The sequence below is a fragment of the Kribbella orskensis genome (genome assembly GCF_004342085.1).
GTDB classification, from domain to species: Bacteria; Actinomycetota; Actinomycetes; order Propionibacteriales; family Kribbellaceae; genus Kribbella; species Kribbella orskensis.
Genome location: NZ_SLWM01000016.1, coordinates 57,430 through 71,503, shown reverse-complemented (window position 1 = coordinate 71,503; position 14,074 = coordinate 57,430). Strand labels below are relative to the sequence as shown.

The 14,074-nt window shown below is 68.5% G+C and carries 17 protein-coding genes; 5 read left to right on the top strand and 12 right to left on the bottom strand.

Going from position 1 to position 14,074, the window contains the following annotated elements; genetic code table 11:
* The first annotated feature begins 161 nt into the window (after positions 1 to 161).
* Positions 162 to 527 (top strand): YciI family protein, encoded by a 366-nt coding sequence (locus EV644_RS31580; protein WP_132192849.1) that lies wholly within the window; start codon positions 162 to 164, stop codon positions 525 to 527.
* 2 nt (positions 528 to 529) lie between these two features.
* Entirely contained in the window at positions 530 to 1,744 is a 1,215-nt protein-coding gene (locus tag EV644_RS31575; protein WP_132192847.1) for an RNA polymerase sigma factor, read from the top strand.
* On the opposite strand, the gene EV644_RS31570 is transcribed toward EV644_RS31575, so the two are convergent.
* From EV644_RS31570 to EV644_RS31535, 8 genes are all read right to left on the bottom strand, one after another.
* Positions 1,711 to 1,872, bottom strand: coding sequence for a hypothetical protein (locus tag EV644_RS31570; RefSeq protein ID WP_241999048.1), 162 nt, complete (start codon positions 1,870 to 1,872; stop codon positions 1,711 to 1,713). The two genes, EV644_RS31575 and EV644_RS31570, sit on opposite strands and share 34 nt — an antisense overlap.
* Positions 1,873 to 1,982: 110 nt before the next feature.
* Complete coding sequence (locus tag EV644_RS31565) at positions 1,983 to 2,543, bottom strand: NADPH-dependent FMN reductase (protein ID WP_132192845.1); 561 nt, start codon at positions 2,541 to 2,543, stop codon at positions 1,983 to 1,985.
* A gap of 105 nt (positions 2,544 to 2,648) precedes the next feature.
* Positions 2,649 to 3,149, bottom strand: a complete 501-nt coding sequence (locus EV644_RS31560; protein ID WP_132192843.1) for a MarR family winged helix-turn-helix transcriptional regulator — start codon at positions 3,147 to 3,149, stop codon at positions 2,649 to 2,651.
* Between the two features lie 65 nt (positions 3,150 to 3,214).
* The gene (locus EV644_RS31555; RefSeq protein ID WP_241999046.1) at positions 3,215 to 4,222 is read right to left on the bottom strand and encodes a CopD family protein; all 1,008 of its coding nucleotides are present in this window, start codon (positions 4,220 to 4,222) and stop codon (positions 3,215 to 3,217) included.
* Positions 4,223 to 4,224: 2 nt separating this feature from the next.
* Positions 4,225 to 4,737 carry a copper resistance CopC family protein gene (locus EV644_RS31550; RefSeq protein WP_199240098.1) on the bottom strand — a complete coding sequence of 171 codons (513 nt, stop codon included), beginning with the start codon at positions 4,735 to 4,737 and terminating at the stop codon, positions 4,225 to 4,227.
* A gap of 2 nt (positions 4,738 to 4,739) precedes the next feature.
* Entirely contained in the window at positions 4,740 to 5,426 is a 687-nt protein-coding gene (locus tag EV644_RS31545; RefSeq protein WP_132192839.1) for a YcnI family copper-binding membrane protein, read from the bottom strand.
* 64 nt (positions 5,427 to 5,490) lie between these two features.
* Complete coding sequence (locus EV644_RS31540; RefSeq protein ID WP_132192837.1) at positions 5,491 to 6,126, bottom strand: hypothetical protein; 636 nt, start codon at positions 6,124 to 6,126, stop codon at positions 5,491 to 5,493.
* 29 nt (positions 6,127 to 6,155) lie between these two features.
* Positions 6,156 to 6,446 carry an alpha/beta fold hydrolase gene (locus EV644_RS31535; protein ID WP_132192835.1) on the bottom strand — a complete coding sequence of 97 codons (291 nt, stop codon included), beginning with the start codon at positions 6,444 to 6,446 and terminating at the stop codon, positions 6,156 to 6,158.
* Between the two features lie 59 nt (positions 6,447 to 6,505).
* Between EV644_RS31535 and EV644_RS31530 the strand changes: the two genes are divergently transcribed.
* Positions 6,506 to 7,363, top strand: coding sequence for an ROK family protein (locus EV644_RS31530; protein WP_132192833.1), 858 nt, complete (start codon positions 6,506 to 6,508; stop codon positions 7,361 to 7,363).
* Between the two features lie 26 nt (positions 7,364 to 7,389).
* Positions 7,390 to 8,076, top strand: a complete 687-nt coding sequence (locus EV644_RS31525; RefSeq protein ID WP_132192831.1) for a pentapeptide repeat-containing protein — start codon at positions 7,390 to 7,392, stop codon at positions 8,074 to 8,076.
* A 1,063-nt stretch (positions 8,077 to 9,139) separates the two neighbouring features.
* On the opposite strand, the gene EV644_RS31520 is transcribed toward EV644_RS31525, so the two are convergent.
* Complete coding sequence (locus EV644_RS31520) at positions 9,140 to 9,904, bottom strand: TetR/AcrR family transcriptional regulator (protein WP_132192829.1); 765 nt, start codon at positions 9,902 to 9,904, stop codon at positions 9,140 to 9,142.
* 62 nt (positions 9,905 to 9,966) lie between these two features.
* On the opposite strand from EV644_RS31520, the gene EV644_RS31515 reads away from it, so the two are divergent.
* Positions 9,967 to 10,863, top strand: a complete 897-nt coding sequence (locus EV644_RS31515) for an alpha/beta fold hydrolase (RefSeq protein ID WP_132192827.1) — start codon at positions 9,967 to 9,969, stop codon at positions 10,861 to 10,863.
* A 23-nt stretch (positions 10,864 to 10,886) separates the two neighbouring features.
* Here EV644_RS31515 and EV644_RS31510 read toward each other — a convergent pair whose 3' ends face one another.
* The 3 genes from EV644_RS31510 to EV644_RS31500 all read right to left on the bottom strand — a co-directional run bounded on the left by EV644_RS31510 (position 10,887) and on the right by EV644_RS31500 (position 13,964).
* The gene (locus EV644_RS31510) at positions 10,887 to 11,909 is read right to left on the bottom strand and encodes a metallophosphoesterase (protein WP_132192825.1); all 1,023 of its coding nucleotides are present in this window, start codon (positions 11,907 to 11,909) and stop codon (positions 10,887 to 10,889) included.
* An 85-nt stretch (positions 11,910 to 11,994) separates the two neighbouring features.
* Entirely contained in the window at positions 11,995 to 12,957 is a 963-nt protein-coding gene (locus EV644_RS31505; protein WP_241999045.1) for a helix-turn-helix transcriptional regulator, read from the bottom strand.
* An 83-nt stretch (positions 12,958 to 13,040) separates the two neighbouring features.
* Positions 13,041 to 13,964 carry a hypothetical protein gene (locus EV644_RS31500; protein WP_132192821.1) on the bottom strand — a complete coding sequence of 308 codons (924 nt, stop codon included), beginning with the start codon at positions 13,962 to 13,964 and terminating at the stop codon, positions 13,041 to 13,043.
* Between the last annotated feature and the right edge of the window lie 110 nt (positions 13,965 to 14,074).

Below are 14,074 nucleotides of genomic sequence, written 5' to 3'. Positions count from 1 at the left end.
TGGGGACCTTTCACCCACTGGTCGGAGCCACCCGGACGGCGGGGACACCGGCCCGAAAACGATTCCGGCGCCAGGAAATCTGCGCAAAGATGCTGCCGAGCTGTCCCTGCCGCGGATCGGGCACCGACTACTGGATAAATCAACTGGCAAGGGAGCGCGTCATGAAGTTCATCATGCTGGCCTACACGAACGCCCAGACCTGGGTCGAGGGGACCTGGGACCCCGAGGAGTTCCAGAAGGCGTGCGATTTCTACGAACAACTCGGCAAGGACCTGGCCGAGAGTGGCGAGGGCGTCTACACGGCCGGCCTCGGTGATCCGTCGCTGACCCGGACGATCCGCGAGACCCCGACCGGCACCGTCGCGGCCGACGGCCCGTACGCCGAGGTCAAGGAGGTGCTCGCCAGCTTCGGCATCGTCGACGTGGTCAGCGCCGACCGGGCGTACGAGATCGCCCACCGGATCGTCGACGCGGTCGGCGACATCGTCGAAGTCCGTCCGCTGATGGACGGTTCGGCGGACTCCTGACCATGCTCGATGCCGGCGCAGAGCACCTGCTGCGGGAACTCACGCCGCAGGTGCTCGGCGCGCTGGTCCGCCGGTACGGTCACTTCGACGCGTGCGAGGACGCTGTCCAGGAGGCGCTGCTCGCGGCCAGCCAGCAGTGGCCGCGCGACGGAGTACCGGACCAGCCGCGGGCCTGGCTGATCACGGTCGCCGCGCGCCGGCTGACCGACGAGTTGCGCAGCGAGGAAGCCCGGCGGCGGCGCGAGAACAACGTGGCTGTCGAGGTCCCGCTGACTGCCCCGGCCGCGGATACCGCTGGGCCGCGGGATGCCGACGACACGTTGCTCTTGTTGTTCCTGTGCTGCCACCCGTCGCTGAACCGCGCCGCGCAGATCGCCCTGACGTTGCGGGCGGTCGGCGGTCTCACCACGGACGAGATCGCCCGGGCCCTGCTGGTGCCCGAGGAGACGATGAAGAAGCGGATCACCCGGGCCAAGCAGGGCATCCGCACCTCGGGGGTACCGTTCCGGCCGCCGCCTCCGGCCGAGCTGCCCGAGCGGCTGGCCGCAGTACTGCAAGTGCTGTATCTGATCTTCAACGAGGGCTACACCAGCACCGAGCGGGTCGACCTGGCCGAGGAGGCGATCAGGTTGGCCCGGCTGACCTACCGCCTGCTGCCGGACAACGGCGAGGTCGCGGGCCTGCTCGCGCTGATGCTCCTCACCCACGCCAGACGAGCAGCCCGTACTACGGACGCGGGCGACCTGATCCGGCTGGACGAGCAGAACCGCGCTCTCTGGGACCGGGACGCGATCGCCGAAGGGACCGCGCTCGTCACCGGGGCGATGACCCGCACCGCGCTCGGCCCGTACCAACTCCAGGCCGCGATCGCCGCCGTCCACGACGAGGCCGCACGGGCGGAAGACACGGACTGGGTGCAGATCCTGGCGCTCTACGACCTGCTGATCCGCTTCGACGACAGTCCGGTCGCGCTGCTCAACAGAGCGGTGGCGGTCGCCATGGTCCAGGGACCTCGTGCGGGTCTGTCGCTGGTGGAGGACGCCGCGACCGATCCCCGCCTGGCGCGGCACCACCGGGTCGACGTCGCTCGAGCCCATCTCCTCGAACTCGCAGGCGACGTGGCTGAAGCCCGAGAGGCCTACCTGACCGCCGCCCGCCGGACCACCAGCACGCCCGAGCAGCGCTACCTAAACGCCCGCGCCGCTCGTCTCCGCTGACCGGACTCTCCAGCCAGGAGGATCGCGATGAGGATGATCGTGGCGAAGTTCAGCGCTGTCCCGGGGTAGCCGGCGAGGCCGAGACCAAGACCGCCGAGGGCCGCGCCCAGGAAGGTGCCGAGGCTCATGCCGGCGGCGTTGACGCTGAGGGCCGAGCCGCGGAGACTCCCGCTGCGGCGGGGACATGACAGCGGCCCGGGCCCCGCCTGCTGGCGGGACCCGGGCCGGTGAAGTTCGGTCAGGCGGCGCGGACCGTGGCCAGCGCGTTGCTCCAGGAGACGACCTGGTCGAGCATCGCGTTGACCTGGCCCTCCTGGTGGTCCCCCGGGGTGAACTCGCTGAAGTTCCTGAAGTCGGTCATCAGCGAGAGGGTGACCTGGTTGCGCACATCGGCGACCTTCAGCTCACCCATCACGAGGCGCAGGTGCTCGACCGCACGGGCGCCGCCGACGGCGCCGTAGCTGACGAAGCCTGCGGCCTTGTCGTTCCACTCGGCGAAGAGGAAGTCGATGGCGTTCTTCAGCGCGCCGGAGGTCGAGTGGTTGTACTCGGGGGTGACGAAGACGAAGCCGTCGAACGAGCCGATCTTCTCCGCCCAGGCCAGCGTGTGCGGCTGGCTGTACTGGCCGGCCGCCGGCGGGATCGCCTCGTCGAGGTGCGGGAGCTTGTAGTCGGCGATGTCGACGAGCTCGAACTCGGCGTCGCTGCGCTGCTTGGCGATGTCCAGCACCCAGTGGGCGACGGCTTCGCCGTTGCGCCCCGGACGGGTGCTACCGAGGATGATCGCGATCTTAGGCATGTCTTTCCTTCAGGGAGGAGGTCGTCCGAGGGGGCTCGGCGACCAAGATGGTGATGTGTCACCAAAAATAGCAGATCAAGATGACACGTCAACCAAAGTGTCCGGTCAGCAGCCGCCGGCAGGCGAGGTGGGGCCCTCGCGGCACAGGTCTCCGCCGGGCAGATCGGCCAGCACCCGGTCGAGCAGTTTGGTCAGGACTTCCTGCTCGTCGCGGCTCAGCTTGTCCAGGAAATAGGCCCGTACGGCGTCCACGTGGTCCGGCGCGGCTGCCTCGATCGCGGCCCGGCCGGCGTCCGTCAACCGGACCATCGACCCGCGAGCGTCCGAGACACACTCCTCCCGGACCACCAGCCCGCGCTTCTCCATCCGGCTGACCTGGTGGGACAACCGGCTGCGCTCCCAGCCGACGGACTTGCCGAGCTCCCGCGTCCGCAGTACGCCGCTCTCCGCGGTCGACAACGGATGCAGCAGCGCGTAGTCGGCTCCGGACAGGCCGGAGTTGCTGATCAGCCTGTTCTCCAACGCACTGACCAGTTCGCGATAGGTGTCACGGTATGACTGCCACAGATGAGCCTCGCGCGCATCCAGCCACCGCGTGTCCGTCATCTGTCCATGATACGTACACCTGTTGACATGTCACCGAGCCCGAGCCATAGCGGTCCGATCAGGTTTCAAGGGGTGCGCGAGAGGGCGACGGCCAGGCCGACGGTGGCGCACATCAGTAAAAGTTCTCCGGCGGCGAGGCGCCAGAAGGCGGCCGGCTGGTTCGCGGCCAGGGCGGGGAGGGTGGCGCGGCGGTGCCACCAGCCGATCCAGACCAGCAGGGCGAAGGCGACGGTCTTGGCGAACACGAGCGCACCGTAACCAGTGGTCACCCACTGGGTGATCAGGCCCCAGCCGTCCTGGTGGCCGCCGAGGTGGATCTCGGCCGTCAGCAGACCGGTGATCCCGATGGAGATGGCGCAGACGAGGGCCAGCCGGCTGAAGGTCTCGATCGCCTGGAGGTAGTCCCGGCCGTAGCGCAGCAGTGAGCCGAGCCCGCCGATCCAGGTGGTCGCCGCGCAGACATGCACGACCAGCGATGCGGTCGCGAGGAGCGACCAGAAGGCGGTCCGCTCGATCGCGCCGTGCCCCGTCAGCAGCGGACCGGTGAGCGCCGCGGCCGTTAGCACGAGGGCCAGCCGCGCGACGGCGACCGTGCGGCACCCGCTCACCACGATCGCCAGCAAGGCGGTCAGGACGACCGCCGCCGCGAGCGCCCGGACCTGAAGCAGCGACCCCGCGTCGCCGGCCCGGGCAGCCAGTTGCGACATCGGGATCCCGAGGATGACCGTGGCCGTGGTGAGGAGGCCACCGATGCTCGCGACCGCCCACACCCCCGCGGCCACGGCGGCGTCCTGGCAGGCGCGAAGCCCTTGTGCGCCGAGCTTCCCGTCTGTTGCCGGGAGCAACACCGCGGCCGCGAGCACAGCACCACCTGTCGCGATGGCAGCCAGGTCGGCCAGCAGCCGCAGTACCGGGACGGCCCACGACACCGGCGCACCGGCTCCGGTCAGACCCGCGGGCAGCGGCTTCGGGGCGCCGCCCGCGGCGAGCAGGGCGACGACCATCACCACGAGGCCTGCGGCAACGGCTCCGGCGGCGAGCACCTTGCCGGAGACGCGCGCGCCGGTCGCCACCGTCATGACGATTCGGGTCCCGGGCGCCGGCGCACGATCACGACGGAAAGGGCGACGACCACCAGCATCACCAGCACCGCCGCGACGATCACCACCACGTTCGACCCGCTGTCCGGGGTCGCCGGAGTGGGCGCGGGTACGGCGGCGTGACCGGCGTGCGTGATCGTGAAGCTGGCGGAGACCGTGATCGGGTGCCCGTCCGCGGACACGACCCGGGCGTCGACGGTGTACTTGCCGACCTCGATCATCGCTCCGACCGGCTGGGTGACCGACTTGTCGATCACCGTGATCTGGCCGGTGGACACGTTCGCGCCGCTCGGCGACTTGACCTGTACTTCGGCGCCGGTACTGCCGACCGGTTCGTTGAAGGTCAGCACCACCTGGGTCGGCGGGGCGGCCTGGGTGGAACCGTCGGCCGGAGTCATCGACTCGAGCTTGGAGTGCGCCGCAGCCACCCCGGTGGAGACCACCAGGGTGAGCAGCGACGCCACCAGTACAGCTACCAAGCGGCGCATGATCACGACGTCGCCTTCCCACGCCCGGCGCGCAGACCCAGGCTGAGCCCGATCAGGCCGAGCACCAACCCGGCGCCGCCGAGGACGCGGGCCAGCGTGTCCGTCCCGCCTTCATCCTCGGCGTCCGTGGTGGCCGCGACGGGCGTGATCGCTGTGGTCAGCTTCAGCGACGGCGCGGGGTGTTCGGGCTTGTCGGCGCCGTCCTTGGCGATCTCCTCCCACTTGACCACTTCGCCGTCGCTGTAGGTCTGCACAGCCGGGAAGTTCAGCGAGTCCACACCCTCGGCAATCCGGCCAACCGATAGAGCGAACTCGTCGAAGTCGTTCGGCGGGACCCCACCCGCGGCAGCAGTCCAGGTGACGGTGGTGATCGCCTCGGTCAGGGTGACGTCGCCGACCTTGACCGGCGCGGGCAGCTTCTCGGTGGTCTTGACCACCTTCCAGCCGTCCTTGACCTGCGCGCCGACGCTGCTGAACGGACGGTCCTTGGGCAGCGAGACGACGAGCTTGGTGGTGCTGGCGGTGTCGGACTCGCTCGGCACCCGGAACACCAGCTTGGCGTAGCCGCCGGGCTTCGCGTCCGGCGACGACACCGTGACGTGCGCCGAAGCCGAGTTCGCGGCTCCGACGCAGACGAGCGCGGACGCCGCGGTGATCGCGGCAGCGCGCAGGACGAATTTCCTGGACATGGCAGTGAGACCCTTTCGCGGGCGGTTCAGCTCAGCCGGCCCGCGACTTGCTGCGCGCGGCCGGTCAGGGCGAGGCGGTGAGGAGCGCCATCGCCGGCGGCCCGCGCCGCGACACGTTCGAAGTCAGCCACCGCTGCCCGAGCTGCGGAACATCCGGTACGCCGGTCAGGCCGCGGGCGAGGGTGGGAACAACCAGGACCACGGCCGCGGGAAGTTGCGGAACCAGGCGCGCCAGGACCCGCAGTACGCGCGAGGCCCATTGGTGCGCGCGGCCGATCAGCACGACGCCGGCGAGCAGCACCAGCAGGTGAGCCGCGGTCATCGTCAACGCGCCGGTGAACCCGTCGTGCATGGCCGGCGGTGAGGTTGCCTCAGGCATCGGCATGGGCATAGGCATCGCCATGCCGGGCATGTCGTGGGTGTGGCTGTGACCGGTCGGCATCGCTGCCGGCGCGGCTGCTGGATGGGCGGCGGCCAGGGTCACGTGGACGATCAGCTGGATCCCGGCGAGCACCGCGATCGAGAGCCACCGGCGGCCGGCGAGGTACTCGCCGAGCAGCCAGCAGGCGGCCGCGAGCGCGAGGAGTCGCGGTACCACCGCGAGCGGGATCGAGCCGTCGCTGACCAGCACGTGCCCGACAGCCGCGACCGCGACGCTCAGCGTCACGACGGCGGAGGTCGCACTGGTCTCGGCACGCACTACCGGTCACCCTCGTCGGTTCGGAGAAGTCAGCGCGACCGTTGGGCGGGCCCCGCTTCAGACCACTCTACGTACGGGCGGCGCCCGGTGGTTCCCGGATCAGTGCGCTGAGATGAAACCCTGCACTGTGCTCGGCGGCGTACTCGTCGACCCCTGCGGCCGGCCTCCTCGCCGAGCTCGGGGCCGTTGAACGCCATCGAGTCGTAAACGATGATCCCGGCCAGGCTCTCGGGGTGGTCCAGCGCGAACTGCAGCGCCACGAAGCCGCCGTGCAAGTGGCCCAGGAAGAACACCTTCTCTTCACCGAGATGGCGGGCCACCTCGTTGGCGTAGTACGCGTAACGGAGCCGTGGTCGGCTCGTCGTGGATGATGAGCCGCATGAGTGCGGGTGTGCCGGTGCTGGAGATCGGCGGGAGTCATGTGACGGCGGCGGTGGTGTCGCCGGCCGGCTGGGACGTCGAGGTGGTGGAACGGGCGAAGCTCGACTCGCAGCGATCGGCCGACGAGATCGTGGCCCAGCTGGTCGCCGCGGCGAAGCAGTTGCCGTTGGCAAGCGGGTTGGCGGTGGCGCTGCCCGGGCCGTTCGACTTCGCGACCGGGATCGCCTGGTACCGCGGGGTGGAGAAGTTCGACTCGCTCTACGGGCACGACCTCGGCAAGAGCTTGCGGGAGTTGCTCGAGCTCGATCGGGTCGTCTTCCTGAACGACGCGGAGGCATTCTCTGTCGGCGAGTGGACCGCCGGGGAGTTGCGCGGCCTGGATCGCTGCGTCGGGGTCACCATCGGCACTGGCATCGGCACGGGTTTCCTCGATGACGGTCGAGCGGTCCGGACCGGCGACACCGTGCCGCCCGGCGGTGAGCTCTACAAGGTGTCCTACCAGGGGCGCCCGCTGGAGGACCGGATCTCGGCCCGCGCGATCCTCCGCTCGTACTTCGACCGGCTGGGCGCTGAGGAGCCCGCGATCGGTGTAAGGGAGATCGCCGAACGGGCCCGGGGCGGCGAGGCCGTCGCCTTGGAGGTCTTGCTCGACGCCTTCGGGGTGTTGTCCCGGGCCCTCGTCCCATGGCTGTCACGCTTTGGCGCCACCCGGGTCGTCCTCGGTGGGTCGATCTCGGGCGCCTTCGACATCGTCTCGTCGGTGTTCCCCTTCGACGTCGCTGCCACCGAGGACACGGAGCACTCGGCCTTGATCGGCGCCGCCGCGCAGTACGTCCGCAGTACCGGCGGAAACTGACGGAGGGGGTCGCTACGGTGGCGGGCATGGCTTCTCGTAAACCCGCCGCCAAGCTCGCCGCGCCCCGGCTACGCTCCCAGCTCGACGAGACGACCGTCAGCGCGGACGAGGTGGAGGACGAGGCCAGGTTCACCGATCTGGCGCTTACCGAGCAGGATCTGAGCGACGTCGAGGCCGAGCACGTCGAGATCAGCGGGTGCCGGCTGACCAGGTGCAACCTGGGCGGGTCCGACCTGGAGAAGCTGATCCTGGTCGACCTCGAACTGGATCACTGCGACCTCGCGAACGCCCGCTGGTCCGATGCCTCGGCGATGCGGCTGGCGGTGACCTCGTCGCGGCTGACCGGTTTCGCCGGGCCGGGGATGAGCCTGCAGCACGTGACCGTGAAGGACTCGGTGCTCGATTTCAGCACGTTCCGGTTCGCGAAGTTCGTCAAGGCCGAGTTCACCGACTGCCGGCTGCAGAACGCCGACTTCGTGTCTGCGGACCTGAGCGGCACGGTGTTCCGGCGCTGCGATCTGACCGCCGTCGAGTTCTCGCAAGTCACCGCCACCGGCGCGGTCTTCGTTGACTGCACCTGGGACGGCACCCGCGGCATCGGCAGCCTCGCCGGCGCCACGATCGCCAACTCCTCTCCCATCGACACCCTCGCCGTCACCATCGCGATGGCCTCGGCCCTGAACATCACCCTCGGCGACCCCGACGAGCTCTAGATGCGGGTCGGCCAGGACGTTGGTGGCACTTGACGCCGGAGCGCTGACGGTTGTTGCTGGTTCGGGGTCTGCCAGTCGGGCCGCCGCCTGCTCTGGAGTCGGGTCGCGGGCACGGGGCTGGTGATCCAGCGGACGGCCACCACTCAGCAACCTCGCCAGTAGTTCACGCGTCCGACGTCACCAGGCGGGCGCGCCAGCGGGTCGGACGTGGATCGCCAGGCGCGCGCCAGGGGTTCGGGCGTGGTTGGTGAGTGCTGGCCGTCCGGGCCACCCACCCACCAGCCATCGCGCCCGCCCAGGTGTCTGCCCGGGCGAGCGCCTGTGATGGGTTCGAACAACGTGCCGGGACCTCGGACAACAAGTGGGGACCTCGCGAGCCTGTTGCAAATGCATTTGGACCTCTTTGCCCACACCGACACGCCACGACTTTTCCTGCGGATGTGGACCGCTTCCCCCACTGGGGCTGAGATTTCGACCAGATCGAGAGGTTGATCCCCACCGAGCTGGGTCCGTCGGTGATTGTGCAACAGGCTCCCCAGGTCCCCACGCGGTGTCCGAAGTCACGGTGTCCCCACCACCGCACCCCGTCGACCCCCAGACCTGCGATCGGCCTCCCGATGACAGGCTGTTCGGCCACTGGCGCCTCACAAGCCGCCAGCCAGCGAACAACCCGCCAGCGGACCCCGACACGAGCCACACGCCGCCGACCAACCCCCGCCCAACCGGCCAACAAACCTGCCAGTGGACGAACGACCCGCCAGTGGTCGAGCAACCCGCCGGCGCCAACCCTCGAATCGCCACAACCACCACTCCTCGGGGCGAAAACCCGCCCCCGGGAGCCCCTGGCGTACCGAAGGACAGGAAGTAGTCGCCCCACACACCACCCCGGCAGGCATCCCACGCCTGGAACCTCCGCGACCACTCGCACAAGAAATAAGCTGTCCGAGGTCCCGATTTGGTGTCCCAAACCTCCACAACCGCCGCCGCTCACATCTACGGGGCGCCGATCGGCCAGACCTGGTCGTTCTCGCCGGCCAGTCCGCATCACCGCCGGCAGGGGTGGTCAGGTGGTGCGGGTGGTGATGCCTTCGAGGATGAGGTTGATGGCTCCGGTGAAGGCTTCTTCGGCGGCGCGTTCCCAGGGCCTGTCGCCGAGGGTCGCCTGCCGGGCTGCGATGGCGACGGAGTGCGGGAACCGCTCGGCGAAGTCCGGCGCCGCCTCGGCCAGTGCTTGGGCGCGAGCTCTCCACCACTCCGGATCCTGGGCGTTGGCGGACTCGATGCGCTGACGAGCCGCACCCTGGACCACGCTGAACAAGGCACTCGTGGCGGCAGGGCGTTCCTTGAGTGGCAGACCCGACTCGGCGAGAACGGCCAGCAGCGTCTCGAGCGCGGCCTGCTCATGCGGACCGAGCACCGGCCGGGCCGCCGAGATCTGCAACAACCAGGGATGCGTCAGGTAGAGATCACGAAGCTCGGTGCACCAGTGGGTGACGGCCTTCCGCCAAGAGGCCCCTCGCCCTCTGCCCTTCGTCGGCGCGGGCCCGATGGTTCCGAGATCCTGGTGAACGCTGTCGTACATCAGATCCAGCAACTCACCCCGCCCCGGCACGTATGTGTAGAGCGACATCGCCGTGCGCCCGAGCTCCTGGCCGACCGCTCGCATCGTGACCCCGTCGAGGCCGTGGCGATCGGCGATCCGCACGGCCGCGTCCACGATCTCCTCGACGCTCGTGGCCTGCCGCGGACCACGCTTCGGCCCCGCCGCCTTGCCCCACAGCAGGGCCAACGTCCGCCCCGGATCACCCTGCCCGGCGTACTCGGTCACTTTTCTCCTTACAACGTAAAGTGTTACTCTCGAAAAACACTATACAACGTAAGGAGTTTCCCGTGGCGGCCACCGAGAGCACCCAGCACGACGGGACCACACAGCACGACGGGACCACACAGCACGACGCGGCCACCCTGCATGACGGTGCGTCGATCGACTTCGAGGTCCATGGCGACGGTCCGGCGCTGCTCCTGCCGGTGAACCCGATCGCCCCGCTCGAAGGTCCCGCGACCGAACAGATGCGAGCCTGGGGAGCAGACCCGGCCCTGGGCCACACCCTGGTCGAAGACTTCAGCCGGCGCTTCCGCGTCATCGCCTTCGACTACGAGGGCCATCTCCAGGCCCACCCCAAACCCGGCACCCTCACCCCAGACAACGTCGCCGCCGACTTCCTGGCCGTCGCCGACGCCGCCAACGCCGAGACGTTCGCGTACTACGGCTACAGCTGGCTCGGCATGATCGGGCTGCAGCTCGCGATCCGCACCAACCGCCTGACTGCCTTGGCGATGGGCGGCTTCCCACCGCTCGACGGCCCGTACGCGGCCATGCTCCAGGTCACCGAAGCCACCCACGAGATGGCCGGCGCCCCCACCACCGGAGCCGAGGTAGAAGTGGGCGACTGGGACTCCACAGAAGTTGCCATGAGCAAAGAGCAGACCCAGCAGTACGCCACCCTCTACCGCGCCCTGGCCACCTTCGACGACCAGACCGTCCAGGACAGGATCACCTGCCCCAAGCTCTGCATCGTCGGCTCAGCCGACAACATCCAGTACGGCGACCGCTGGAACAACGCCTACGTAGCCATCGGCTCAGCAGTTACCACCAACCGAACAAACCTCGAAACCCTCGGCTGGACAGTACAAATCCTGGACAACCTCGACCACATGCAAGCAATGCAGGCCGCCCAGATCCTCCCGGTAGTAGAACCCTGGCTCGCCGCTCAGCTCACCAGCTGAGCTGAGCGGCAAGTACCCACGACTCAGGAGGCGAAGGGCACCCGGGTCCAGCTGAGGACGTTCCGGTCGCGCGGGTCGATCGTCACCCGCAGGTAGTTGTCGACCCCGGTGGACCCGTCCACGGTCACCCGCGTCACGTTGGTCACCGGCTTGGCGACGCCGTACAGCGAGAGCCACTTCGATCCCGCAGCGAGCGGCTGGTCGCTGTTGTAGACGTGGCTGTCGCCGTTCATCAGATACACCGGACCATGGAACGTCGCGGACTCCTGGGCGATCGCCTGCACGATCGGCTGGAAGGCGAAGAAGTCCGCGTACGACGGGATGCCGTCCGTCGGAACGAACATGTCCGCCTGGGTCAGCAGAACCACCGCCCTGTTGTGCTCGCGGCGGGCCTGCGCGAACGTGTCACGGATCTCCTGGATGCCGGCCGCAGTACGGGTCAGTACTTCGGCGCTCTGCTCGGGCGTCGGCGCGGTCTTGCCGGTCCACGGCGCCAGGCTGTTGTTGCTTCCGACGATGTGCACCGCGGCGAAGGCGACGTTCGCCCGGGTGAAGGTGACGTTCTCGGGAACGCCCTGCGCCGCCTGCGTGGTCACCTTCGACGGGTGCTTGCCCAGCGTCTGCCCCGGCTTCGGGAAGAAGACCGAGCGGAGCTTGGCGAGCCGGTCGAGCGGGTTGTAGCCACCGTTGTTGACGCGATGGCAGTCGGTCCACTCGTTGTCGCCGATGGTGTAGACGAGCGGGTCGGCGAAGTTGTCGAACTCCTTCTTCACCTGACCGAAGTACTCGTCGGTGCACAGCGACGACCCGTCCTTGATGTCACCGAGGTGGCTGACCAGCTTGACCTTCGGGTCGTCGTTGATCTGCTGCACGACGTGCGGGAAATCGGCGATCTGGGTCGGCCCGTAAGGGATGTCGCCGATCACGGCGAAGGTGTAGGTCTCGTCACCGTGACGGGCACTGGTCGCGGTGGCGGACGGCAGGCCCACACTCGCGACGACCAGCGCAACGCAGGCAGAGACAAGAGACGCGCGGCGAATTCTCACAACCACTCCAAGTCCGAAGGGGAATCCAGCCCACCCAACGCCCCCTCGATGAACCACACGCCTCCCCCGCGTGAACTCCGGCCCCTCAGCGAGCGAGGTACTTGCGTACGTCGTCGGCGACCTGGCCGCGGTTGTCCATCTCGTACTTCTTGAGGATCGTGCCGAGGTGCGACTTAACGGTGTTGAGGCTGATCCCCAGCTCCGCGGCAAGCGCATCGTTGTCGAGCCCCTGCACGAGGAGTACGGCGACGCCCTGCTGGGCCGGGGTGAGACTGCCGAACCGGCGTTCAGGCCCTTCGTCCGCGTCCAGCATCATCTCGATCAACTCGGACTGCGTTTGTTCCGCGGTACGGACGAGCCTGGCCAGGTGGCCCCGGATCGGCTCCTTCTCGGCCTGCGGCTCGGCCATCGCTTCGTCGGCGATGCCGCGCACTACTGCGATCCGGTTGGACAGGTACTCCATCACGTGGTCCGAGGTCAGCAGGTTGGGGGTGTCCTCGCCCGCCGGCAACAACCGCAACGCCTCGCGATCCTCGGCCTCCCGGGACAGCACCCGCGCGACCATCCCGGTGAGCCACTCGAACGCACGGACGGCGTTGTCGTCGTACACGCCGTCCTGGTAGGTCTGCATCGACATCATGCCGAACAACTGCTCGCTGTCGTCCTTGCCGGTCCTGAACATCGGCACGATCACCGCATCGGCCGACCTCCTGGTGACATCACCGCACGGCACTCCGCCTTGCAGCACCGCACCGTTGTCATAGGCGAACCGGTAGGTCTGCCGATTCCTCAGCAACCAGGCCGTCGGACGGTTCGGCCCGAAGTTGTGGGTGGCCGGATCGTCGTACTTGCCGTCCTCGTACCCGTACGGGTAGCGCACCCGGCTCGTCCCCTGCAGGAACCCGACGTAGAACGTGTCGACCTGCGCGAACTTCCCGGCCACCGCGCGCGCATAGTCGTACAGGCCGTAATGATTGCCCCGAAATGATGCCTCGATCTTGTGGTACGCCTCGCGCAGAATGATCGCCGTACCAGCGTCGATGCGCACTGGTACGGCCTTCCCGTCCCCCATGTAGCCCCAGCCCCCAACTCACCAACTTCGCCCCCGAAGCACTCAGCACTATGCCGTGGCTACGGACAGTTGCCAAGAGTCGAGCCACGATCCGGGCGGAGCCGAGCCCAGCTCCGGTCATCGCCCCAGACCGACAGCGGGTCCAGGTAGGGCCGGATCAGCGCAGTGAGCTCCGCGTCGTCGTGACCCGCCAACTGGTCCGATGCGACCTTCCGGGCCACTCCCGCAAGGAAGTCTGCGACCTGGATGCGCGAGTCGGAGGTTGAGTGGACGAGTTCAAGTCCGGCCAATCGGTCGCCGAGATCCAGCCGAGCGATCCGTTGCGGCGAGAGCGACGTCTGCCTGTCGTGAGCGATGGCGACCGGGTACTTGCCGTCACCCCAGTACTCCACCGCCCGCGCGATCGCCGGCAGCAATGGATCGAGCGGCGGGATCGCCGACGGGTCCGCGACCAGCCCGGCGCGGAATGCCTCGGCGGATGGTCTGGCCTTCTTCAGCGCTGCGACGACCTCGTCATCGAACGGCACCTGCTCCAGCGCCTTGAAGAACAGCTCGACGGCGTCAGGCGTCTCCCGCGCCCACATCAGGTTGTTGGCCGCCCGCAGGAACCCGTCCCAAGCAGAGCCGCCTGTACTGCGACCCGCGGCGTACAGGCTGTACGGGGGTCGGCCGACGAGTAGCTCGGTCAATCTGGAGACCAGGAAGTACGCCTTGTCCACCAGCTGCACCTGGGCGTTCCCAAGCAGCGGGCCGGACGTCCCGAGCAGCCAGAGCAACACCTGCCGGTTCTTGGACCGGAGTACATGGTTGGCCTTGTACTCCGTCGCTGGCGACCGGATCCGCCGCCGCAACTCCGCGACACACTCCGCGGCGGCTGCCTCATCCAGCGCCACACTGGCATGCGCGAACACATCGGTAACCCCGCCCACCAGCTTCTCGCCCTCATACCCGGACTCATCACAGGCAATCCCGACGAGACTCATCCCCCGACTCTCCCACCCAGGCGAGCCCACCGCACCCGATTACGACACGGTGAATGGGGCTCGGGCCTCATCTGCAGGAGGAAAGAAATGTCGAGCGCCCGGATCCCTGA